Genomic DNA, 22,197 nt, shown 5'->3' with positions numbered 1-22,197 from the left:
CCACTTCCCGTTTCCGAGGCATTCGTGTCAAAAGGCATTCTTTCGTCGGTCATGGCGTCCTGTCTGTTCGCCGTGATGTATTTCTATACCTCCTTCCTCAAGCCCCTCGACGGCGAGGAGATCTTCGGCTGGCGAACCCTGCTGACCCTGCCCTGCCTGACCCTGTTCATGCTGGTGTCCAAGGACTGGAAACGGGTCGGCGAACTGCTTGGCCGGGTGCGCCGCAGCCCGATCCTGCTGCTGGGCATGCTCGGCACCTCGTGGCTGATGGGCGTGCAGCTGTGGTTGTTCCTCTGGGCCCCCTTGCATGGGCGCAGCCTGGAAGTGTCGATGGGCTATTTCCTGCTGCCGCTGGCCATGGTCCTGACCGGACGCCTGGTCTACGGCGAGCGACTGTCGCGCCTGCAGAAGGTGGCGGTCGGCTGCGCGGCCCTGGGGGTCGGCCACGAGCTGTACCAACATGGCAGCTTCGCCTGGGAGACGCTGCTGGTGATGATCGGCTACCCGATCTATTTCGTGCTGCGCCGACGCTGCCGCACCGACCACCTGGGGGGGTTGTGGTGCGACATGTGCCTGCTGCTGCCGTGGGCCCTGTACTTCGTCATCCAGGGCCCGTTGTCAGCCGCGGACCTGGCCGAGCACCCGGGCCTGTACGGGCTGATCCCGCTGCTCGGGGCGATCAGCGCCAGCGCCCTGATCGCCTACGTGCTGGCCAGCCGGCTATTGCCGTTCAGCCTGTTCGGCCTGCTCAGCTACGTCGAGCCGGTGCTGCTGGTGGCAGTGGCCCTGCTGCTGGGCGAAACCATCGGCCCGGACCAGTGGCTGACCTACCTGCCGATCTGGGCCGCGGTGCTGGTGCTGGTGCTCGAAGGCTTCAAGCACCTGCTGCGTCAACGTCGGCGCCCGGTGTAAGACGCACCTGGCGCACCCGGCGCTCCTCCACCGCGACCACGGTCATGACCCAGCCATTCCAGGCCAGCCGATCACCGACCACCGGCAGGCGGTCCAGCAAGCTCATCACCAGGCCCGCAAGGGTCTGGTAGTCCTCGGTGGCGCGCGCCACGAAGCCAGTACGGGCCTGCACCTGGGCCAGGTTCAGGGCGCCGCTGACGACAAAACCACCCTCCTCCTCGACCACGCCCGGGCCCTCCACCTCGCTGGCGTCCGGCAGTTCGCCGGCAATCGACTCGAGGATGTCGGTCATGGTCAATACGCCGGTAAAATCACCGAACTCGTTGACCACGAAGGCGATGTGCGTCGACTGCCCGCGCATCTGCTCCAGGGCGTTGAGAATGCTGAAACTCTCCAGCAGGTTCAGCGGGGCACGGGCCAGGGTTTCCAGCTCGGGCTGGTTGCCGGCCAGCAACTCCTTGAGCAGCTCCTTCTTGTGCACGAAGCCCAGCGGTTCCTCGATACGGCCATCGCGAATCAACGGCAGGCGTGAGTACGGCGAGTTGACCAGGGCCTGGGTAATCACTTCGGCCGGCTGCGACAGGTCGATGGCATCGACCTTGGCGCGCACCGTCATCACCGTGCGGATCGGCCGTTCGGCCAGGTTCAGCACGCCACTGATCATCACCCGCTCACGGCGGTCGAACACCACTTGCTCGTCGCCACCTGCCACCAGGTCGGCGATTTCCTCACCCACTTCATCAGCCTCTACCCGGCGCCCGCCCATCAGGCGCAACACGGCATGGGCGGTGCGCTCGCGCAGCGGCCGATGCTGCTGCACGCTGCGCTTGCGGCGGGCGCGGGCCAGCTGGTTGAACAGCTCGATCAGCAGCGAGAAGCCGATGGCCGCGTACAGGTAGCCTTTGGGGATATGGAAGCCCAGGCCCTCGGCGGTGAGGCTGAAGCCGATCATCATCAAGAAGCCCAGGCACAGCATGATCACTGTCGGGTGTTCGTTGACGAAACGGGTCAGCGGCTTGCTGGCGACGATCATGATGCCGATGGAGAAGATCACCGCGATCATCATCACCGACAAATGCTCGACCATGCCCACGGCAGTGATCACCGCGTCCAGGGAGAACACCGCATCCAGCACCACGATCTGCGCGACGATGGGCCAGAAGGCGGCATGACGCACCGCGCCGCCGGCCTGGGCCACATGGCCCTCGAGGCGCTCGTGCAGCTCCATGGTGGCCTTGAACAGCAGGAACACACCACCAAACAGCATGATCAGGTCACGGCCAGAGAAGCTCTTGCCGAAGACCTCGAACAGCGGCGCGGTCAGCGTCACCATCCACGAGATGCTGGCCAGCAGGCCCAGGCGCATGATCAGCGCCAGCGACAAGCCGATCACCCGGGCGCGGTCACGCTGGTGGGGTGGCAGTTTGTCGGCCAGGATGGCGATGAACACCAGGTTGTCGATACCCAGCACCAGCTCGAGGACGATAAGCGTCAACAGGCCCAGCCAGGCCGTGGGGTCGGCTAGCCATTCCATTAGCGGGTACTCACTGGGGAAGCGTCACGGGGACGCGGGGAGGAAGGCCGGGATGGCCAGGGACTGGGGGGCTCCGCGAAGGTGCTCATATAGACCTTGATAGAAAATAGGGATGACGATCCTACAATCGAAGCAGAATTCTCTGATAGCGCAAAACTATTACAAAAGCTGTAGCAGTTGCACCACCTGGCCTGCGCCCTGCCTTGCAGCCTTTCGCTGGCAAGCCGACGGCTACAGGGCCCCTGCCATGTCTCGGGTTTGCGCTGTAACCTCGATGGGCCAGAGGGCATTTTCGTTCAATACCCACGCTCAGGCCTCGGCCAGGCTAGCCACGCCACCCACCCAATCAAGGAATCCGTCAATGAGCCTGACATTGTCCATGGCCGCCTTCGCCCTGGCTGCCTCCATCTCACCTGGCCCGGTCAATATCGTCGCCCTGGGCAGCGGTGCCCGCCATGGCCTGCGTGCCAGCCTCGGGCATGCGGCAGGTGCCACCCTGGGGTTTTGCCTGCTGCTGGTGCTGGTGGGGCTGGGCGTGCACGAGTTGCTGCTGCGCTGGCCACTGCTGGGACGCCTGCTGCACTGGGGTGGGGTGCTGTTTCTGCTGTACATGGCCTGGAAGCTGGCCAGTGACGATGGTCGGCTTGGCAGCGACGATAGCCGACAGGCACCCAACGCATGGCATGGCGCAGCCATGCAGTGGCTGAGCCCCAAGGCCTGGTTGGCAGCCGTGGCCGGCATTGGCGCCTACACGGCGGGCGAGCAGCCGTTGCTGTGGCTGTTCACCTGGATCTACGCGCCGATCTGCTTTGTCTCCGTGGCCAGCTGGGCCTGGGCCGGCAGCATGATCCGCCAGTACCTGGGCGAGCCGTGGCGAATGCGCTTGCTCAATCGGCTGCTGGCGGGGTTGCTGGTGGCGAGCGCGTTGTACCTGATGGTGTGAGGTGGGCGGTCAGGGCCCAATCGCGGGGCTCAGCCGTTGCGATAGTGCCCCGGCGTGGCCGCCAGGTGTCGCTTGAATGCTCGCTGCAGATGGGCCTGGTCGGCGAAACCCGCCTCCAGCGCCACCTCGGCGATCGGCCTGCCGGCGCGCAGTTGCGCCCGGGCATGCTGCACCCGTTGGTCGAGCAGGTAGGCATGGGGCGTCAGGCCGAAGCGCTTGGAGAACGCGCGGATCAGGTAGGCCCGCGACAGCCCCGCGGCGGCGCAGATGTCCTCCAGTGTCAGCGGGTCGAGGCGATGGGCACGAATGAACGCGGCGGCCAGCTCAAGGCGCGGATGACCTGCCGGCAGGCGGCTCGCATCGGCCTCCAGCAGCTGCGGCAAGGCCCTGAAGAACCCCTCCAGCTGCGCTTCCCGGCCCTCGCCCCCGGGCTCGAACAGCGCGGCGAACAGCCCCAGCAACTGCCCGTACAACGCCGTCGACGTGCTCAAGGCCGCCGAGGGCAACTGGAAACCTCGCGCCCACAACCAAGGCATGTCGACGAACAGCATCAGGTACGACCACGGCTGGCCGTCGATCGGGTTGCAGCTGTGCACCACCCCCGGGTTCATCAACACCGTGGTGCCCGCCGCCACCTCGTGCCGGGCGTTGCCGGTCAGGTAGCGGCTGCGCCCGCCAGTGATCAGGCCGATCGAAAAGCTCTCGTGGGAATGCGCCGCATAGCACACCTGGCGGCCGTCGCCGACACGCCGGGCCTCGACAAAGGGCAATGCCGGATCACGCCAGAACCGCGAGGCCTCGATCATCGCCCGGCCCTCAGCCTTCGCCGCCCTGCACCACCACCAGCAACTGCGCCTGGTGCTCGCCCACCGAACGCAGGCGGTGGGGGGTCTGGGCATTGAAATGCAGGGCGTCGCCGGCCTCCAGCAACACCCGCTCGCTCATGAAGTCGACCTCCACCTGCCCAGCGTGAACGAACAGGAACTCCTCTCCCTCGTGCTCCTTGAAGGTCGGGTCGCTGAACGCGCTCGGCGGCTGGATCAGGAACGGCAGCAGGCTGCGCTGGCCCACCTGCGAGGTCAACACCGCATAGCCCGGCCCCTCGCCACCGCCCACCAGCGCCTGGCGCTCGCCACGGCGCACCAGGCTGTAGCGCGCCTGGCCGTCGTGTTCACCGTCGAACAGCTCCTCGACATTGACGTTCAGCGCCCGCGCCAGCTTCAGCGCAGCAGCGATCGACGGCGTGTTGAGGCCACGCTCGACCTTGGACAGGTAGCTCTTGGTCATGCCGGATTTCTCAGCCAGCTGCTCAAGGGTGATGCCCAGTTTCTTTCTCAGCAGTTTCAGTCGGATAGACATGTGACGCGGGTTTCCCGAACAAACGCACTTGCGCATGACACTTTGTGTCATATAGGATAATTTGTGTCATCTGATGGTTCGCCCCCTCACCGTCCAAAGCTCGGGGGCGAGCCAGCCCTGGCACCCAACATCACGCCACAGAGGAAGAACCCCATGGCCAACACCCTTACCCTCAGCAAAGACCAGCTGGTGCAAAAGGCACTGACGCAGATGCAAGGCTCGCTCGCCGATAATACGTGGACTGTGCGCGAAAAGCTGGCCCTGACCTGCCGAATTCTCTTCGACCATGGCCACGACTCGGGCCTGGCCGGGCAGATCAGCGCCCGCGGCCCGCAACCTGGCACCTTCTACACCCAGCAACTGGGCCTGGGCTTCGACGAAATCAGCGCCAGCAACCTGCTGCTGGTCAACGAAGACCTCGAGGTGCTCGAAGGCCAGGGCATGCCCAACCCGGCCAACCGCTTCCACAGCTGGGTGTACCGCGCTCGCCCGGATGTCGACTGCATCATCCACACCCACCCCACTCACGTGGCCGCCCTGTCGATGCTCGAAGTGCCGTTGCAGGTCTCGCACATGGACCTGTGCCCACTCTACGAGGACTGCGCGTTCCTTGAAGCCTGGCCAGGCGTGCCGGTGGGCAACGAGGAAGGCGAGATCATCAGCACCGCGCTGGGCGACAAGCGCGCCATCCTGCTCTCGCACCATGGCCAGCTGTCCACCGGCGCCAGCATCGAGCAGGCCTGCGTCTACGCCCAGCTGATCGAGCGCGCCGCGCGCCTGCAACTGCTGGCGATGGCCGCCGGCACCATCAAGCCGATCGCCCCGGCGCTGGGCCGCGACGCCCACGACTGGATCGACCGGCCCAAGCGCCACGGCGCCGCCTTCAACTATTACGCCCGGCAGGCGCTGCGCAGCCACGCCGATTGCCTGAACTGATCCCTTTACGCCTTGCTTGCGGAGCCTTGCACAATGACTAATCGATTCCACGGCATCATCGGCTACACCATCACCCCGTTCAGCGCCGACGGCGAACAGCTCGACCTGCCCGCGCTGGGGCAGTCCATCGACCGCCTGGTCGCAGGCGGCGTCCACGCCATCGCCCCGCTGGGCAGCACCGGCGAAGGCGCCTACCTGAGCGACAGTGAATGGCAGCAGGTGGCGCAATACAGCCTGGAGCGCATCGGCAAGCGCGTGCCGAGCATCGTCAGCGTTTCCGACCTGACCACTGCCGGCGCGGTGCGCCGCGCACGCTTTGCCCAGCAACATGGCGCCGATGCGCTGATGGTGCTGCCGGCGGCCTACTGGAAGCTCAGCGAAGCGGAGATCCTCCAGCACTACCGCGCCATCGGCGCGGCTGTCGATGTCCCGATCATGCTCTACAACAACCCGGCCACCAGCGGCACCGACATGCCGGTGGAGCTGATCCTGCGCATCGTGCGCGAAGTGGACAACGTGACCATGGTCAAGGAGAGCACCGGCGACATCCAGCGCATGCACAAGCTGCAGTTGCTCGGTGAAGGCCAGGTGCCGTTCTACAACGGCTGCAACCCGCTGGCGCTGGAGGCCTTCGTCGCCGGTGCCGCGGGCTGGTGCACCGCGGCGGCCAACCTGATTCCCGAACTGAACCAGCAGTTGTACAAGGCCGTGCTGGCCGGCGAGCTGGAACAGGCCAAGGCCCTGTTCTACCGCCAGTTGCCCTTGCTCGAGTTCATCCTCAAGGGCGGCTTGCCAGCGACCATCAAGGCCGGTTTGGCGATGACCGGATTGGCGGTGGGCGAGCCACGTCGGCCAGTGTTCGGTTTGGATGATTCGGGCAAGGCGACATTGCAGGCCTTGCTCAAGCAGCTGGGCAACGCGGGCTGAGGCCTTGAGCGCGAAGGGGCGACAGATGATGTCGCCCCTTTTGGCCGCAGGCGGCACCGGTATGGCAAGGCCATGTGGGGGGCATTCCCCACCCAGGAGTGGGTGCCTGTCCCCAGCTTTGCGGCAAACCGCGAAGCGTCTCTCTTTCGCATTATTGCAACATCTTGAAACATGTGGCTTTTCGCCATTTTCCTCTTGGCACAGCCGTTGCTCAAGCCCCTACAAGGCACATCGCCACCCCGTGCGGTGGCCCAGATGCCGGTCTGCACAACACGGGGCATACGGCAATGAAAAAACCAGCAGCAACCTCCTTCCCAGTGTTCAGGTTGTCCTCCCTCACGGCACTGCTGCTCAGCCTCGGGCTGGCCAGCGCGGTCGCGGGGTCGCTCGACGACGTGAGCCCGCCACCACCCACCGACCCGTCCGCCTACAGCGATCCGCCAGCCAACCCGGTGGATGCGGCGGCGGCGCTGGACGCACTGAAGACCATGCCCGAGGCCAACCAGGGCTCGCTGGAACTCAGCAACGGCGCCTATGGCGACCGGGCCACGGTGACCAGCAACAACGTGCTGCCCCCCACGTTGCAGACCTCGCGCAAATACCCCACCAACGGCAAGCCCAGCCCACTGTTCGGCGCCGAGCCGTTCACCCAGCAACTGCTGCTGTTCGAGGAGTTCGGCCCGGAGAAGCTCGACCCGGCCACCCCGCCCTACGCGCTGACGTTCCCGCCCCCCGTGATCGGTGCCGCGCCCGCGCAAGACCCCGACTACGCCGCGCGCAGCAGCCCCAACGGCAATGCCCTGGAGGCCTTCCTCACCCAGCCGGGGCTGACGCCGTTCCCGTCGCAGTACGCCAACGTGCTCGACCGCAACCCATGGAAAGCGCAGATCGAGATGTTCCTCAACCGCAGCGGCGTCGGTTCGCCCGCCGAAGGGCGGCCGCCAGGAAAAGGCTGGTCGCACCAGCGCTGGAACGAGTTCTACCCGCAGGCCGCGTTCAAGACCGCCCAGGCCGGCGCGCGCATCAACCAGGGCCTGCGCGACCGCAAGCAACTGCACAACTACGCCAAGGGCGAATTCGCCCCCGGCGGCCTGTACTACCAGACCTCCGACATCCCCACCACCCTGGGGACCACCAAGGGCATCGACACGCGCTTCCACCCCAGGATGCCGCTACAGAACCACAAGGCGCTGTGGACCTTCGACGGCACCTTCCCGGTCAAGCTGCTGATGGTGCGCTACGGCCAGCCGCTGCTGATGCGCCACTACAACGCCCTGCCCATCGACCCCTCGGCCAACAATGGCTTCGGCCTGCACACCATCTCTACCCACGAACACAACGGTCACTCGCCGGCCGAGAGCGACGGCTTCGCCAACGCCTACTTCTTCCCAGGCCAGTACTACGACTACCGCTGGCCGATCCAGCTGGCCGGCTACGACACCATCAACACCCGCGCCCAGGACCCGCGCGCGGCGTTCCCCTGCGCGCCGGGCGAAACCCTGTACGTCAACGACACCTCGCCCGGCCTGAAAACCTGCGAGAACGGCAGCATCAAGATTCGCGGCGACTGGCGCGAGACCATGAGCAGCCACTGGTTCCACGACCACATGCTCGATTTCACCGCGCAGAACGTCTACAAGGGCAACGCGGTGATGATGAACTACTACTCGGCGCTGGACCGCGGCAACGAAGCCTTGCAGGACGGCGTCAACCTGCGTTTCCCCAGCGGTAGCGCCATGCCCTGGGGCAACCGCGACTACGACGTCAACCTGGTGGTGGCCGACAAGGCCTGGGACGCCGCCGGCCAACTGTGGTTCAACCCGTTCAACACCGACGGCTTCCTCGGTGACCAGATCCTGGTCAACTGGCAGTACCAGCCCAAGTTGAAGGTGCGCGCGCGCAGCTATCGCTTTCGTATCCTCAACGGCTCGGTGTCGCGCTACTTCAAGTTCGCCGTGGTCCGTGAAGTGGCCGGCAACAGCGGCGAGTTCAAGGGCCCGGCCGGCTCCAACCTGTCCTATAACCGCGTGCCGTTCCACATGATCGGCAACGACGGCAACATCATGGAACACGCCGTGCCGTTCGACGGCAGCATGGACCTCAACGGCAACGGCGACCTGCAGGACAACAACGCCATCCTGCCGCTGCAAGGCATTGCCGAGCGCTACGACATCATCATCAACTTCGCCCGCAATGGCATTGCCGTCGGCGACAAACTGTATTTCGTCAACCTGATGGAGCACGAAAGCGGCAAAGGCCCGAACCGGGCCATCCCCCTGGCCGACGTGCTGTCCGGGCAGTACAAGGCGGTGATCAAGCAGACCAGCAAGGGCCCGGAATGGGACGGCGGCGACCCGGTGGTCGGCAAGTTCCTGCAACTGATCGTGCAACCCTACAGCGGCCAGGATGTCAGCATGAACCCGGCCCTGTATGAACCAGCCAAACCAGGCAAGGCCGCCGGCCTGACCATGATCCCGCTGCCGATCGACCGCAACAGCGCCAGCGACCAGGCCAAGATCAAGGCCGCGCGCCATCGCGAGTTCCTGTTCGGCCGCTCCGACGGCACCGACAGCGCCCCCTGGACCATCAAGACCGACGGTGGCTTCGGCTACAGCATGGACCCGCGGCGTATCAGCGCCGCCCCGCAACTGGCCAACGAAGCCACCGACGGCGGCTTCAGCGGCGACGGCACGCTGGAAGTGTGGAAGATCAAGAACGGCGGCAACGGTTGGAGCCACCCGGTGCATGTGCACTTCGAGGAAGGCGTGATCCTCAGCCGCGACGGCAAGGCGCCGCCGGAATGGGAAAAGTGGGCGCGCAAGGACGTCTACCGCATCGGCCCGGACACCGACTCCTCGGAAGAAGTGGAAATGGCCATTCGGTTCCGTGAGTTCGCCGGCACCTACATGGAGCACTGCCATAATACCCAGCACGAGGATACGTCCATGCTCCTGCGCTGGGACCTGGAGCACCCTGGCCAGTTCCAGCTGATGCCGACCCCGCTGCCGGGCTGGGATGGCGTGCAATACGTCAACTCCGCGGCCCTGCCGAGCTTCCGCACCTCAAGCAGCGGCCCGGGCAACGACGCCAACAAGCCACCGGTGGCCGTCAACGACAGCGCCGCCACTACCGCGGGCAAGCCGCTGGTGCTCAACGTGCTGGCCAACGACACCGACCCCGACGGCAACCTGCCGCTGAGCGTCAGCAGCCTGGCCCAACCCGATTCCGGCCAGGGCGTAACCAGCAGCAACGGCACCCAAGTGACCTACACCCCGCCAGCCACGGTCGCCAGCCCGTTCACCGCCAGCTTCACCTACGCCGCCCGCGATGCCAAAGGCCTCGAGTCGGCGGCCCCGGCCACGGTGAGCATCGCGGTGTCGCCAGCGCTGCCGATGGATGAGATCCAGGTCAGCAGCGCCAGCGTGCAATTGCGCAGCAACAGCCGCTGGACCTGGGAGATCGCCGGCACCACCACGGTGTACAGCGGCAACAGCATCCGTGTGGCCACCAACACCACCAGCGGCCCGCTGGAGCTGGGCGTCGCCACCCTGAGTGCCAGCGGCAGCGGCGGCCGTTGGCGGTTGTCGGTGACCACCACCGGCAGCGGCCCGGCCTCGCCACCCTCGGTGACGGTGAAATCGGCACTGGGGCAGAGCGTGACCGTGCCGGTGAGCGTGCGCTGATGTTGTGACGGGCGTGGAGCGGGCTTGCCGGCGTGCGCGGCAAGCCCGCTCCACGCCATCCTGCTCCCAGGTCATCCCGCTTGCACCTGGTCCTTGTCGATCGAGAGGGTCGAATCATGCCCCGCCTGTGCCGCCTGCTGTGCCTGCTGCTGGTGATGCTCTGCCTGCCCTGCTCGCTGCCTCCCACGCCCGCGCAAGCCACGCCCTGGGGCGCCGACTACTTCCCCAACATCACCCTGCTCACCCAGGACGGCGACAAGGTGCGTTTCTTCGACGACCTGATCAAGGACAAGGTGGTGGCCATCAATTTCATCTTCACCGGCTGCGGCGACTCCTGCCCGGTGGAGACCGCGCGCCTGCGCCAGGTGCAGAAGCTGCTGGGCGAGCGCGTCGGCCAGGACATCTTCTTCTACTCCATCAGCATCGACCCCTACAACGACACCCCCGCCACCCTCAAGCGCTACGCCCAGAAGTTCGCCATCGGCCCCGGCTGGACCCTGCTCACCGGTGAGGCCGCCGACATCGAGCAACTGCGCCGCAGCCTGGGCCTGTACATCGAGGGCCTGCAGAACGGCCGCAGCAAGGACCACAACCTCAGCCTGATCATCGGCAACCAGGCCACCGGCCGCTGGATGAAAGCCTCGCCGTTCGAAAGCCCGTACATCCTCGCCGATCGCCTGGCCAACAGCCTGCACAACTGGAAGACCGCCAGCGCCCAGCACCACGACTACAGCCAGGCCCAGGCCCCGCAGATCCGCCCACCCAGTGCCGGCGAGCAACTGTTCAGGACCCGCTGTTCATCGTGTCACACCCTCGGCGATGCCGAGCCCGGGGCCACCCGCGCAATTGGCCCGGACCTGCTCGGGGTCACCCGCCAGCGCGACGAGGCCTGGTTGAAACGCTGGCTGATGGAACCGGACCGGATGCTGGCAGAGAAAGACCCGTTGGCCATGTTGCTATACGCGCAGTACAACCAGCTGGCGATGCCGAACATGCGCCTGGGGGAAATCGAAGTATCTGCGCTGCTCAGCTATCTCGACGAGGAAACCCAGCGTCGACAAACCCCTTCGGCGCAGCGTTGAGCGCCCACGAGCGTCAATACGCTGCGTCAGCCAATATCATTTAGCCAGCACCTCGCGCTAAGCTAGCGCGTCACCTACTGAGGAGCAACCTGGTATCCACGCGTACCAGACAAGCACGATGCACGTAATCCCGACTGGCTGCCCCCTATCACTTTCAAGTGTGCTCAAGCAGTACCTGCTTACCCCATTGCTCAGTGACGCTGGGCCTGCATTCCATCTGCAAGTTATCCTGGTCTGGGCATTGTTCGCGATTGTCGCGGCCGCAATCCCGTACAAGCTCAGAACTTCCTGGAGTTATCTCGCGGGCTTCATGATCGCCACGATAGGTGCCCTGTTCATCTTCTTCTCGGTAACAGCCGACAGCCTCCAAGCCAAACGGGCCTTGACGGTGATTGCGGAGGAAGTCACAGCGATCAATGAAAAACTCAAGCGCGAAGACATCAGCGATGAAGTTCGCAGCGCCCTGCTCGGAACGAAAAAGAGCAAGTTGGATCAAGCCGACGACCATACCATCCGCATCGACCTGGCCGGGGTGCTGACCAACTTCGCCGCCATGACCCTAGGTGGCTATGGTGCCGGCCTGTTGGCGGCCTTTGTCACCACCAACAAGTCGCGTCGAAGGGAAGCCCAGGAAGAAACATTGGCGTACGCGTGGCTAAGGCGAAACCTGCCTGCGCTGTTTTGCTTCGTGATGATGTCGTCATTGGCTGGCGTGGTTGGCCTGACGATCGCGGCCAGCCGCGATTTCATTGCCATACCGTGCCAGGCGCAGTATGTGGGCGCCCTGCTCGGTTTCGTCGTTGCGTTCCTGCTGGCGCTAGGCGGCTACCTATTGAACGACAACCCAGCGGTCACCCCCGTCAGGCGCGGGGCCCTGGTGCTGATCGCCCTGCTGTCGATTGCCATCCATCTGCGCGCGACCTCGCTGTCGGCAAGCTATCTGGGCGCGGTATTGCTGGTGAATATCCTGCCACTGTTGCTTCATCACGGCATCAGGCAGCGCCTCTTGCGGGGTTTGTCGCGCCTGACCAAAGCCAGTGCTGATGCCCCAACTGAATAAGCGCTTGGCCAGGTTAGCGGGGTGTCGCGGCCATGCCTCGGCAGCCCATTACCTGCAAGCGCAACCGCGATGGACGCGGGCAAGACCGCGTCGATCCTCTTGTGCGGCATCCAGGGCGGCCAGGCGGCCGGCGCGCGCTGCATCGATGCATTGCAACTGGTGATGCGACTGGTCAATATCGGCGACGCCAAGCCTCTGGCCTGCCACCCCGCCTCCACCCCGCACCGCCAGCTCAACGACCCAGCGCTGGCCAAGGCCGGTGTGCCGCGGGACATGGCGCGCCTGTCGATGGGCATCGAACACAGCGACGACATCATCGCCGACCTGGCCCAGGCATTGGGGGCCAGCCGCGGCCGAGCCATCCGCGCCCGCCCAATGCCAACGGCGGGCGCACGTTCTGCAAGCCTGGATACCCCGCAATGACCCTGCTTTACCTGAAACTGCTGGTCACCCCGCTGCTGATGTGGGCCATCTCCCTCGCCGCGCGCCGCTGGGGCAGCCTGCTGGGCGGCCTGCTGTCCGGCCTGCCGATCACTTCGGGGTTGGTGATGACCTTCCTGAGCCTGGAACAGGGCAGCGCATTCGCCCTGAACGCGGTACCCGGCGCGCTGGGCGGCCTGGCGGCGGTGCAGGCCACCTATGCCTTCTACCTGTACGCCACGCGCAAGGTCGAGCTGGCCCCGGCGGTGCTGCTGGCAGTGCTGTTCTACGGGCTGGCGGCCTATGCCTTTACCCATTGGGGCAACCTGTATGTGTCGGTGGCCGTGGCACTGCTGCTGATCGGTGTGCTGATCCGCGCCAGCGGCCGCGAACCCAAGCCCGACACCCTGGCCCGAGCGCGCCACCGCTATTGGGAAATCCCCTTGCGCATGGTGTCCGCCACCACCTTGCTGATGGTCACCACCAGCCTGGCCAGTTGGCTGGGGCCAGCCACCAGCGGCATGCTCGCGCCCATCCCGGTGATTGCCTGGCCGTTGATGGTGTTCGCCCATCTGCAGGCCGGCCGGGCAGGCATGGCGGCGATGGTGCGGGGCAATGCGATTGGCGCGGTGGGGGTGATTGCGTTCTACCTGGCCGTGGCAGCACTGCTCGAGCCGCTGGGGGTTGCCGTGACCATTACCCTGGCGATGCTGCTGGCGGTGCTGTTGACCGTTGCCCTGGCCGCAGCCTTGCGCCGGGCCTGAGCCACCGATTGGCACATGGCAAGATTTGCCCCGCCATGGCGGCCGACACTGCAATCGCGGGGCAAGCCCGCTCCCAGGCAAGCCACAGTGAACTGACTCAACAGAAAAGCCGCTTTCGTTTGCTCGAAAGCGGCTATCGAAAGGTGCTCACTCCCCTTCGCCCTTTTCGCCCCGCACCACCGACAGCTGGCCATCGATCATCGCCTTGGCCAGCCCGCTGAGGTAGTAGGTGGCGCGCATCAGCGTCTGTGCCTCGCGTGGCTTGACCAGTGCCTGCTGCGTGAGGCCCGTGATCACGCCGAGGATGACCGAGGTTTCCTGCAGCACCTCCCGCGTTGGCAAGCCCGGTATCGCCTGTACCCAGTTGCGAATCGAATGTCGCCCGGCACGTGCCGCCAGGCTGACGATCTTCAATTGCCCCTGGCCTTGCGGCCAATCGTCCTTGTTCACTCGCTGCCCCCTGTAATACCCGCTAGGAAATTCAAGAGCCCGCCACGCCCAGCGCCTGGAGCCGACCAGGCCAGACCACGCGATCCGTGCGTGATGCTCTGCCCAGTAGCCGGGTCGACCCCTGCCGCTGGAGCGCGACGGGCAAGGCGAGACTAAAGCCCGGACTCACCCCGCCACAATGGCCAAACGGGTGGAAATGGGCCTTTAGGAAATGACCTACAGCAACACCGGAATGCACTATGTAGGAACGCTACAGCCGTTGCCCGGCGTTGGTATTTCGTACGATGTCAGCAGTAATCGTCAGCTCGCCGGGGCTCGATAATCTCGGGAGCCTGCTCTGGTGAGATAGACAGGCAGCATTTCGGTGAAGACTGCTTTGAAAGCGGTCCCCAAGCCCGGCCAAGCGCCGGGCTTTTCGTGACCAGGCACTAAACGCCGCCCTGATTGCAGGGGCGGCCTTGCGTCGCGCAAGGATCGCGAACGGTCCCGGTATTTTCAGCCCTGCCCCGCGATTTCATCCATGAAATCCGCAACAAACACTTCAAGCCGCGCATGCCGCTCAGCCGCAAGGCGAGCCCCTTCACGGGTTGTAAAACCTGATGCCAGCCTGAGCAATTTGGTATGGAAGTGCTCGAGCGTATACCTTGCATCTTGGTAATCCCTACCTTGCGCGCTGGGATTCTGGAAATCATACAGCGCCGCCCCCATTCGCCCGGAAACGTAGAAACACCGGGCAATCCCCACAGCACCAATCGCGTCCAGCCGATCACTGTCTTGCAGAATCCTGGCCTCGAGGGTCAAGGGCTGGAAACCTGCCGAGTAACTGTGAGTCTTGATGGCATGCGCCACCTGCTCGATTCGCGGCAAGGGCCAGCCTCTCTCAGCCAGAATCGACGATGCCTTTTGCGCGGACAGCGTTGATGCCTGCCCCCGCAACGGCGAGTTCTTTTCTACCGCGACACAATCATGCAGCACCGTCGCTGCGAGCAACACTTCCAGATCACCACCTTCCACGCGCTGGATCCGCTGCGCATTGACCCAGACACGATGGATATGGGACAGGTCGTGGGAGCCATCCTCCTGGTCCGTCGATAAATGCTTGAACAGGTCAGCAGCCAAGTGCTGGAAGGGGGCAAAAGCTTCGGTAGTCATCTTTGCTGCATTCCATTGATCATCCCTGATTACATTGCCTGACACGGACGGCAGAGGTCCGTGCGGGCTGATGGAAGGCAAGGATACAGGCCTGCCAGATTGGCGCTAGCGCCGTCGGCAGTACAGGGAATCATCGTGGGAGAGGACTTGCCCCGCGCTGCAGGCGGCACGCGGTCTGGCCCCTTGGCAACGCTAATTACGGTTACAGGCCCCCTTGGACCGTCACACGGATAAGTCCAAAGGATGATGTCATTAGGACATCAAGCCACGCTACGCTAGGAAGACGGCCAGCGAACAACACGGAGTGACGCCATGCAGCACATTACCCAGGTCGATAACACTCTCTGGGCACTGATCAGCCGCTTGCAAGGCACGGAGCTGCAAACGCCCTGCAACGCCAGCAATACCCGTTTCAGAATCGCGGCGGTCAACGACAACCACGTACGCGTGGTAACCGGCGCAAACAACAGCTCGATCACCCTGACCCGCGCGGCCTTCCAGCAAACGCTGGATTACCTGGCCAGCAACCGACACTTCGGTGAAGCACACGCTGTGGAGATTCGCTCCAATAAAGCACCAGATAACGCCGGCCCACTTTGCCACGCCGCTCGACGCCAACCCAATGGCCGCCCAGGCACCGTCGTCATCACCTACATCCTGCCGATACTGGAGCACTACCAGGCTGTCGCCATTCAGCGAGAGGCCAGGCCGACCAGCACCTGGCTGGTGCCTTGAACACCCCCCAACCCGCACGGGGCGCCCGCTCCCTCTTCCCGATACACCGTTCAGAAGGTAAGGACACACGATGGCAACCTCAGGAATCGATTGCGACGACGACTTGTTCACCAGCCTCATCAGCGCCACGCCCGAAGAAGTGGACATCCTGGTGGACATCATCACCGACTTCTCCCGGGGCCGCGCCGGCCTGGATGCAGACATCAAGAAGCAACTGGTACAGGCCAAGCACAGCTCGCGACCTGCGGGCTATACCGAGCAGCAACTCGATCTGCTGGGCCATGAGCTGCAGCAGTTCGGCGGGCATTCGGCAATGAACCTGGCCCGCCGCCTGTTAAAGAAATCGGCGGTGCCCTACGCCGAAATCGTCAACGACGTGTACCAGAAGCTCAATGGCAGCGGCGCAACCAGCGTGGCGGACAAGGAACGCCAGATCGCCCTGGCGCTGTTCGGTGCAGGCTGGCGGGAGCTACCGGCCAGCGAGCGTTTCGAACGGGCCACCAGCACCAAGGTGCTGACCGGGCTGTTCAAACTTGAAGAAGCGCTGCCCAAAGGGGCCGCCAGCGTGATCGGCCTTTCCGCCTCGCGCAGCGCGGCACTGTTCACCATGGCCGCGACCACCGGGTTGCGCCTGAACCCCTTTGGCGCCGCCTTCACAGCGGGCGTGGGCCTGCACAGCAGCGTGGCTGAAGCCTACCGCGTGACCGTGCCCTTCGTTGCCCAGATGGGCTGGATCCGCCTGCGCCGGGAAACGCCCGCCGCGCCCCCGGCCACAGGCCCCGACACCCAGCCAGCGGCCACCGCTTCCCAGACCACGGCCGACCTGGAGATCCAGGACGGCCAGGGTGGCACATTGCTCACGCTCAACCTGCTGCAACGCCCGCCCGCAGGTACCCACCGCCCACTACCAACCGACCAGATCAGTGCGCTAAACCCGCTGCTGGCAAATGTGCCCGGCCTGGCCGCCATGGGCGAGCTGGCCAGCGGCAATTACGTGATGTGCAGCCTGCCATTCGAGACACTGACCAAGAACGCCAACGGCGACGGCAGCGTCCGGGCCTTCGTGCGTACCGGCGGCAAGATCAGTGAACAGGCCAGCCTGTCGCTGCCTGAAGACCTGCAGAACGTGCTGCTCAGTGGCGCGGTGTGGAACGCGGTGTCCTCGGCGGTGGGCCAGAAACACCTGCACGACATCAACGAAAAGCTGAACGCCATCAAGCGTCAACTGGATGCCGTGCAGCACGATCTGGACGAAAAGCAGTGGGAAAAGCTGACCGGGATGTTCGAGTACACCCAAGGCGTGCTCGATCATTATCCGCAAGAAGGCATCGACAGCACTGCCCGCCAGACATTGGAAAATCACCATAGCCAGATCACCTCCCTGGCCCAGTATTTCGCTCGCAAGATGAACGAAGAACTGAAGCGCGCCCAGGCTGTGCAGGCTGACAAGCTGTTCGGTGTGGACAGCACCCGCCAGGCATTGCAGGACAGCCTGACGAAGATGGAAGGCTGGGTCAGCGGTTACCTGCAAACCGCACAATTGCAAGTGGTCAGTAGTGCCTTGCGCTACCTGGCCGAGCCACTGCAACGCTATCGCGCCCAGGCGGCCAAGGCGCTCGCAAGCCTCGACCAGCTGGAGGAAATCAGCAACCAGGGCCGGAGCATCTACAACTCGCAGATGGAACTGACCAGCTCACGCATGTTCAGCCTGGACGCCTCGCTGAAACAGCGCTTCACGGCGCAACTGGACAGCCTGACCAGCGCGTTGACCCAAGGCCCGCGAGACACCCAGCAACTGCAGCAGTCGCTGTTCGATCAAGGGGAGCGTCAGGTACTGCTGCGTTATGAGAACGGGCAGATCGCTGAAGCCCAACTGTTGGAACGGGCGGTCTGAGGGCGAGCAACGTAGCTTTGGAGTAAGCGAAACGGAGGATGGCACAGGCGGTTTTTCTCAACACTGAGCGAGAAGTGGATCAAGCGGCAGGCACATGTCAGCGTTAAGGACCTGGAGGCGTCGATCGAGTACTACCTGGAAACCGACAACCAGAACCCGAAGCCATTTCGGTGGCACAAAAAGGCCGAGGACATCCTTGCCTCAGTCGCTCGCGCGGCGCGAGCGCTGGGCAAATGATTTTCAGGGGTATTTCTGAAACACCACACTAGGTACGGCTCAATTGAGGCGAACCGTAAGGACGCAACTAAAGCTGCGTCCTACTGCCGGTTAGACCTAGGGAGCTACGCGAACGGATTTTTTGTGAGTGAAGGTGAGGTAGCTAAAGCGGCCGTGGTACTCGCCCATGCCGGATGCGCCGATACCACCAAAAGGAAGGTGCGGAGAGAACGCGTGCACTATCACGCCGTTCACCTGCGCATCCCCAGACTGGATCTGGTCGATAATGCCCTTGGCAAGCTCAATGTCCTTGCCGAACACATACACTGCCAACGGCTTCGGGTGATGCTGGTTAATCAGATTTACAGCGGTGGGAACGTCATCGTACTCAAGCACTGGCAAAATTGGCCCGAATAGCTCTTCAGCCATCAGCGGGTCATTCCATTGAACCTTGTCCACTACCGTGGCACTGAACGCGCGCTTGTCTAGGTCGGCCTGAGCGCCGACTAGAACCTTACCACGTGTCTCCTTAACCAAAGAATCCAAGCGTGCAACCTGGTGTGCGGTCACGATCTTGCCGGTCGAGTTGACCTCTGGTAGTTCGACCTTGACCCTGTCCACTAGGCGCTGCAGCAGGGCGTCTTTGACGCTGCTGTGGACATAGAGGTAATCGGGAGCGATGCAGGTTTGGCCGCTATTGATGAATTTACCGAACATCAACTGATCGACCGTGTGGTCGAGGTCAGCATCAGGCAGCACCATAAGCGGACACTTGCCCCCGAGCTCTAGCACAACGGGTGTCAAGTGCTCCGCTGCCGCCTTCATGACCACCTTCCCCACGTTTGGGCTACCCGTGAAGAAGATGAAGTCGAAAGGTAGGCTCAACAGATGGGTATTCTCGTCCCGCCCACCTTGAACGACAGTGACATATTCTGGGGCGAATGCCTCAGCAATGATTTTCTCGATGACACAAGAGGTCTCGGGGGTGGTCTCCGACGGCTTGATGATGCAGGTATTACCGCCAACGATGGCACCAATGAGCGGCGTCAGTGTGAGGTTTACCGGATAGTTGAACGGGCCAATGATGTAGGCCACTCCGTAAGGCTCCTGGACGATGTAGCACTCCGATGGAGCGATGATCTCCGGAGTCGGGACAGGTTCCGGAACGACCCATTCATCCAGGTTCGCCAGAGCGAAATCTATTTCATGCAGAACCTCACCGATCTCGGCCAGGTCAACCACTTCCCTGGTTTTACCCAAGTCTTCAGCTAAAGCCAAATAGAGGGCTTCCTGGTTCTTGACTACTGCGGCTCGGAGCTGCTTCAACGCATTTTTTCTAAAGCCGACATCCGCTGTTGCGCGAGTGGCGAAGAAGGCCTTTTGGGCTGAAAACAGCGCGTCGATCGCCGTCGTGGGCAGATAATTCATGGGTGTACCTTTTTTGTGTTGCTGGTTCGATTGGTAGCGGCCGGGGCGAAGGGTGTCGACCGGTCGCCACATGACGCCGCGGCCTGCTGTGCCGCTGCTGCTCAGGCGATGGGCCGCTGCCCAAAACTCCTTCGAGGGCGCGAGTGATACCTAGCGTGTTGCTACGGGTACTCAGGGTCCTGGTCTGCTCCTGTGAATGAGCATTGTCCATCGTGCCCTCAACCTCATTTGGAGGGAGGCGAAGCTCAAGAGCAAGAGGTATGCCACATTCATTAAAATCCATATAATTCGTTTAGTATCAATGAGTTATGTCTTTTATTGGAAATCTGTCTTGCGAGCTGGCTGGATCAGCCGTTGCAAGTTTGAAATTTATTTTTCAATATAGAAAAAATCATGGATGCGGGATATGCACATCGAAGAGTACCTGCCAAGAGTGGTTGCGCTGATCACTCATCTTCGCCTGCCTGACGGGCCTAGTCGGATGGCCCAGATAGTCGAACAGGTGATCCCGGACTATCACGGCCGAGCCCGGGTAGAGGTCGTCGAGACAACGGTAGACCTGCTGCTCGATACCGGGCACGCCTTGGAGGCCAGAAATGACGTCGATGTAATCATCTGCTCGGGGGCAACGTCCGAGTTCCTCAGGCGGCAGCTCTCGATAGCCATCCTGGCAATTCGCATGGGGGAGTACGATCTTATTCGTGCGCTCGACCTTGCTCGGGCGCAGGCCACCAAAGTAGGCATCGTCAGCTTCCAGCACGAGCACCCCGAACTTCAGGCCATGTCGTCGTTATTCACCGTCGACATCCGCCAAGCTACCTACAGCAGTTACGAGGGTGTTCGCCAACAGATTCATCACTTGGTCGATGACGGTTATCGCGTAGTGGTGGGCTCCTCCACCGCGGTGGAAACTGCCGAGGCGGCGGGTGCACGGGGTGTCTTGGCACTTAACGCCGATACCGTGCGGCGCGCCCTGGAGGATGCTCTTGCGATTTGTCGAAGCCGCCAACAAAGCCTCATTCAGCAACAACGCCTCAATACAGTGTTGCGCAATCTATCCGATGGCGTGATAGCCGTGGACGCCGAGGGCATCGTTCAATCACTGAACCCACGCATGGCGTCCCTGTTAGGCATTGCTGGCGATTGGGCGCGCGGACGGCCGATAAACGAGATCGTTCCCGGCCTCGATATCGGCAATGTTCATTTCAGCGCTGAAGGGGAAGAAAGCCATATCTTCAAGATAGCTGACTGTACACTGGCAGCTAACGTCTCCCCCATCATCGAAAACGGCAAACCTGACGGGCTCGTGATTACCTGCCAGGAGGCGAACGCGATTCAGCGAACGGAGCGACGCATTCGCAGCCAGGTCAAGCCAAGGCAATTCACCGCCCGCTATCGCTTCGAACAGATGCTTGGTCAGGCCTCAGGTTTTCGCGTCATGTTGGACCTCGCTCAACGCTATGCATCTGCCGACGCCACTGTGCTAGTCCATGGTGAAAGTGGGACCGGCAAGGAACTCTTGGCGCAAAGCATCCATAACGCCAGCCCTCGCCAGTCCGGGCCTTTCGTCGCCATCAACTGCGCCGCCTTTCCTGAGTCATTGCTAGAAAGCGAATTGTTTGGTTACGAAGAAGGCGCCTTCACCGGATCACGCAAGGGCGGAAAGGCGGGCCTGATAGAAAACGCCCACACGGGGACCCTATTCCTCGATGAGATAGGCGACATGCCAGTGACGCTGCAAACGCGCCTTCTGCGGGTGCTGCAGGAGCGTGAAGTACTTCGCTTAGGCGCCGCTGAACCCACCCCTATAGATATTCGTGTGATTGCCGCCACGCATCGTGATCTGCGCGCACGTGTCCGCGATGGTGAGTTCCGAGAGGACCTTTATTACCGGGTTAACATTTTACGCTTGGTCATCCCCCCCCTGCGTGAACGTCCTGAAGACATACCAATGCTTGCCCAATTCTTGCTGACGAAGCTATCGGCGCGGACGCCGACTAGCACTGCTCCCCATGTCCTGCTTGAGCGCCTCATGCCTTACCTTCAACAGTACAGTTGGCCCGGCAACATTCGCGAGCTGGAGAACATCGTCGAACGAGCCGTGCTTTCGGCCAATGTGCTCCAGGACGCGAGTACCGCTCTGGAACTGCAAACGCTGTTCGATGAACTGTTCGAACCGCCATCAATCCCATCGCCCCAAGCGGTTGCGCCGCACTTGGCCCAGGACTTGCGAAGCCTCAGTCGCGCACAAGAAAGCGCCCGCGTCAGTGAAATGGTTGAACGTTGTGAAGGCGATATGGACGAAGCCGCCAAGCGCCTGGGCATCAGCCGTACCACGCTCTGGAGACGGCTGCGCGAAGCAAAGCCCCGCTAGGTTCTGTATGAAATCTTTGAAACCTCACCGAGGCCTCTGGAAGCCTGATTGCCCGTAGAGTTCTCGCTTTTTAGGCGAAGGATTCTGCCATACCCAAGCGATACGAACTTTCCGATGCAGAATGGGACCACACTAGCAGACCTAAATTCAACTCTGAAATTAATTTCAAAAATGAAATAAAAACAACCCACCGAATGCCCCTTCAAGGATGAATCTTTACTTCAACATCAATACAAACCTCTGATTTAAAAGTGTTTTCTTAAAATAATAAACCACCCCAAAGTTTTGGCATGCTGCTTGCTTTCTCCTGTTTCGGCTTGGCACCCAG

17 protein-coding genes and 2 pseudogenes are annotated in these 22,197 nt (G+C 62.8%); 13 read left to right on the top strand and 6 right to left on the bottom strand.

What is annotated here, in order from left to right:
* Nucleotides 1-24 precede the first annotated feature (24 nt).
* Nucleotides 25-912 (top strand): EamA family transporter RarD, encoded by an 888-nt coding sequence (gene rarD / locus KSS95_RS13610; RefSeq protein WP_134691995.1) that lies wholly within the window; start codon nucleotides 25-27, stop codon nucleotides 910-912.
* On the opposite strand, the gene KSS95_RS13605 is transcribed toward rarD, so the two are convergent.
* Nucleotides 875-2,446, bottom strand: a complete 1,572-nt coding sequence (locus KSS95_RS13605) for a TerC family protein (RefSeq protein ID WP_217847602.1) — start codon at nucleotides 2,444-2,446, stop codon at nucleotides 875-877. The two genes, rarD and KSS95_RS13605, sit on opposite strands and share 38 nt — an antisense overlap.
* Before the next feature lie 361 nt (nucleotides 2,447-2,807).
* On the opposite strand from KSS95_RS13605, the gene KSS95_RS13600 reads away from it, so the two are divergent.
* A complete protein-coding gene (locus KSS95_RS13600) occupies nucleotides 2,808-3,389 on the top strand; it encodes a LysE family translocator (RefSeq protein WP_217847601.1) in 582 nt (193 codons plus the stop codon).
* Between the two features lie 29 nt (nucleotides 3,390-3,418).
* On the opposite strand, the gene KSS95_RS13595 is transcribed toward KSS95_RS13600, so the two are convergent.
* A complete protein-coding gene (locus KSS95_RS13595) occupies nucleotides 3,419-4,195 on the bottom strand; it encodes an AraC family transcriptional regulator (RefSeq protein WP_217847600.1) in 777 nt (258 codons plus the stop codon).
* Between the two features lie 10 nt (nucleotides 4,196-4,205).
* On the bottom strand, nucleotides 4,206-4,748 hold the full coding sequence (locus KSS95_RS13590; RefSeq protein ID WP_217847599.1) for a helix-turn-helix domain-containing protein: 543 nt from the start codon (nucleotides 4,746-4,748) through the stop codon (nucleotides 4,206-4,208).
* Nucleotides 4,749-4,901: 153 nt separating this feature from the next.
* Here KSS95_RS13590 and KSS95_RS13585 point away from each other — a divergent pair, with 153 nt between their 5' ends.
* From KSS95_RS13585 to KSS95_RS13555, 7 genes and pseudogenes are all read left to right on the top strand, one after another.
* A complete protein-coding gene (locus KSS95_RS13585) occupies nucleotides 4,902-5,684 on the top strand; it encodes an aldolase (protein WP_217847598.1) in 783 nt (260 codons plus the stop codon).
* A gap of 33 nt (nucleotides 5,685-5,717) precedes the next feature.
* Entirely contained in the window at nucleotides 5,718-6,611 is an 894-nt protein-coding gene (locus KSS95_RS13580) for a dihydrodipicolinate synthase family protein (protein ID WP_217847597.1), read from the top strand.
* Nucleotides 6,612-6,898: 287 nt separating this feature from the next.
* Nucleotides 6,899-10,294: an Ig-like domain-containing protein gene (locus KSS95_RS13575; RefSeq protein ID WP_217847596.1), complete on the top strand. Its 3,396-nt coding sequence runs from the start codon at nucleotides 6,899-6,901 to the stop codon at nucleotides 10,292-10,294.
* A 155-nt stretch (nucleotides 10,295-10,449) separates the two neighbouring features.
* Nucleotides 10,450-11,376, top strand: coding sequence for an SCO family protein (locus tag KSS95_RS13570; RefSeq protein ID WP_225935588.1), 927 nt, complete (start codon nucleotides 10,450-10,452; stop codon nucleotides 11,374-11,376).
* Between the two features lie 241 nt (nucleotides 11,377-11,617).
* A complete protein-coding gene (locus KSS95_RS13565) occupies nucleotides 11,618-12,436 on the top strand; it encodes a hypothetical protein (RefSeq protein ID WP_217847594.1) in 819 nt (272 codons plus the stop codon).
* Between the two features lie 78 nt (nucleotides 12,437-12,514).
* Nucleotides 12,515-12,790, top strand: a pseudogene (locus KSS95_RS13560) (PLP-dependent transferase); the annotation flags it as partial.
* A 65-nt stretch (nucleotides 12,791-12,855) separates the two neighbouring features.
* Nucleotides 12,856-13,620: a hypothetical protein gene (locus tag KSS95_RS13555; RefSeq protein WP_217847593.1), complete on the top strand. Its 765-nt coding sequence runs from the start codon at nucleotides 12,856-12,858 to the stop codon at nucleotides 13,618-13,620.
* A 147-nt stretch (nucleotides 13,621-13,767) separates the two neighbouring features.
* Here KSS95_RS13555 and KSS95_RS13550 read toward each other — a convergent pair whose 3' ends face one another.
* The gene (locus KSS95_RS13550) at nucleotides 13,768-14,070 is read right to left on the bottom strand and encodes a DUF3077 domain-containing protein (RefSeq protein ID WP_217847592.1); all 303 of its coding nucleotides are present in this window, start codon (nucleotides 14,068-14,070) and stop codon (nucleotides 13,768-13,770) included.
* 495 nt (nucleotides 14,071-14,565) lie between these two features.
* On the bottom strand, nucleotides 14,566-15,222 hold the full coding sequence (locus KSS95_RS13545; RefSeq protein ID WP_217847591.1) for an HD domain-containing protein: 657 nt from the start codon (nucleotides 15,220-15,222) through the stop codon (nucleotides 14,566-14,568).
* A gap of 312 nt (nucleotides 15,223-15,534) precedes the next feature.
* Here KSS95_RS13545 and KSS95_RS13540 point away from each other — a divergent pair, with 312 nt between their 5' ends.
* The 3 genes and pseudogenes from KSS95_RS13540 to KSS95_RS13530 all read left to right on the top strand — a co-directional run.
* Nucleotides 15,535-15,957, top strand: coding sequence for a hypothetical protein (locus KSS95_RS13540; RefSeq protein WP_217847590.1), 423 nt, complete (start codon nucleotides 15,535-15,537; stop codon nucleotides 15,955-15,957).
* Nucleotides 15,958-16,027: 70 nt separating this feature from the next.
* Nucleotides 16,028-17,851, top strand: a complete 1,824-nt coding sequence (locus KSS95_RS13535) for a YaaW family protein (RefSeq protein WP_217847589.1) — start codon at nucleotides 16,028-16,030, stop codon at nucleotides 17,849-17,851.
* A 48-nt stretch (nucleotides 17,852-17,899) separates the two neighbouring features.
* A pseudogene (locus tag KSS95_RS13530) lies at nucleotides 17,900-18,088 on the top strand (IS630 family transposase); the annotation flags it as partial.
* Nucleotides 18,089-18,184: 96 nt separating this feature from the next.
* Here the strand turns inward: KSS95_RS13530 and mdlD are convergent.
* Entirely contained in the window at nucleotides 18,185-19,495 is a 1,311-nt protein-coding gene (mdlD, locus tag KSS95_RS13525; protein WP_217847588.1) for an NAD(P)-dependent benzaldehyde dehydrogenase MdlD, read from the bottom strand.
* 406 nt (nucleotides 19,496-19,901) lie between these two features.
* On the opposite strand from mdlD, the gene prpR reads away from it, so the two are divergent.
* Nucleotides 19,902-21,869: a propionate catabolism operon regulatory protein PrpR gene (gene prpR / locus KSS95_RS13520; RefSeq protein ID WP_217847587.1), complete on the top strand. Its 1,968-nt coding sequence runs from the start codon at nucleotides 19,902-19,904 to the stop codon at nucleotides 21,867-21,869.
* Nucleotides 21,870-22,197: the final 328 nt, after the last annotated feature.

Origin of the sequence: Pseudomonas muyukensis, from assembly GCF_019139535.1 — a bacterium.
In the GTDB taxonomy this organism is placed as follows: Bacteria; Pseudomonadota; Gammaproteobacteria; order Pseudomonadales; family Pseudomonadaceae; genus Aquipseudomonas; species Aquipseudomonas muyukensis.
This window is presented reverse-complemented; position numbering and strand designations above follow the sequence as displayed.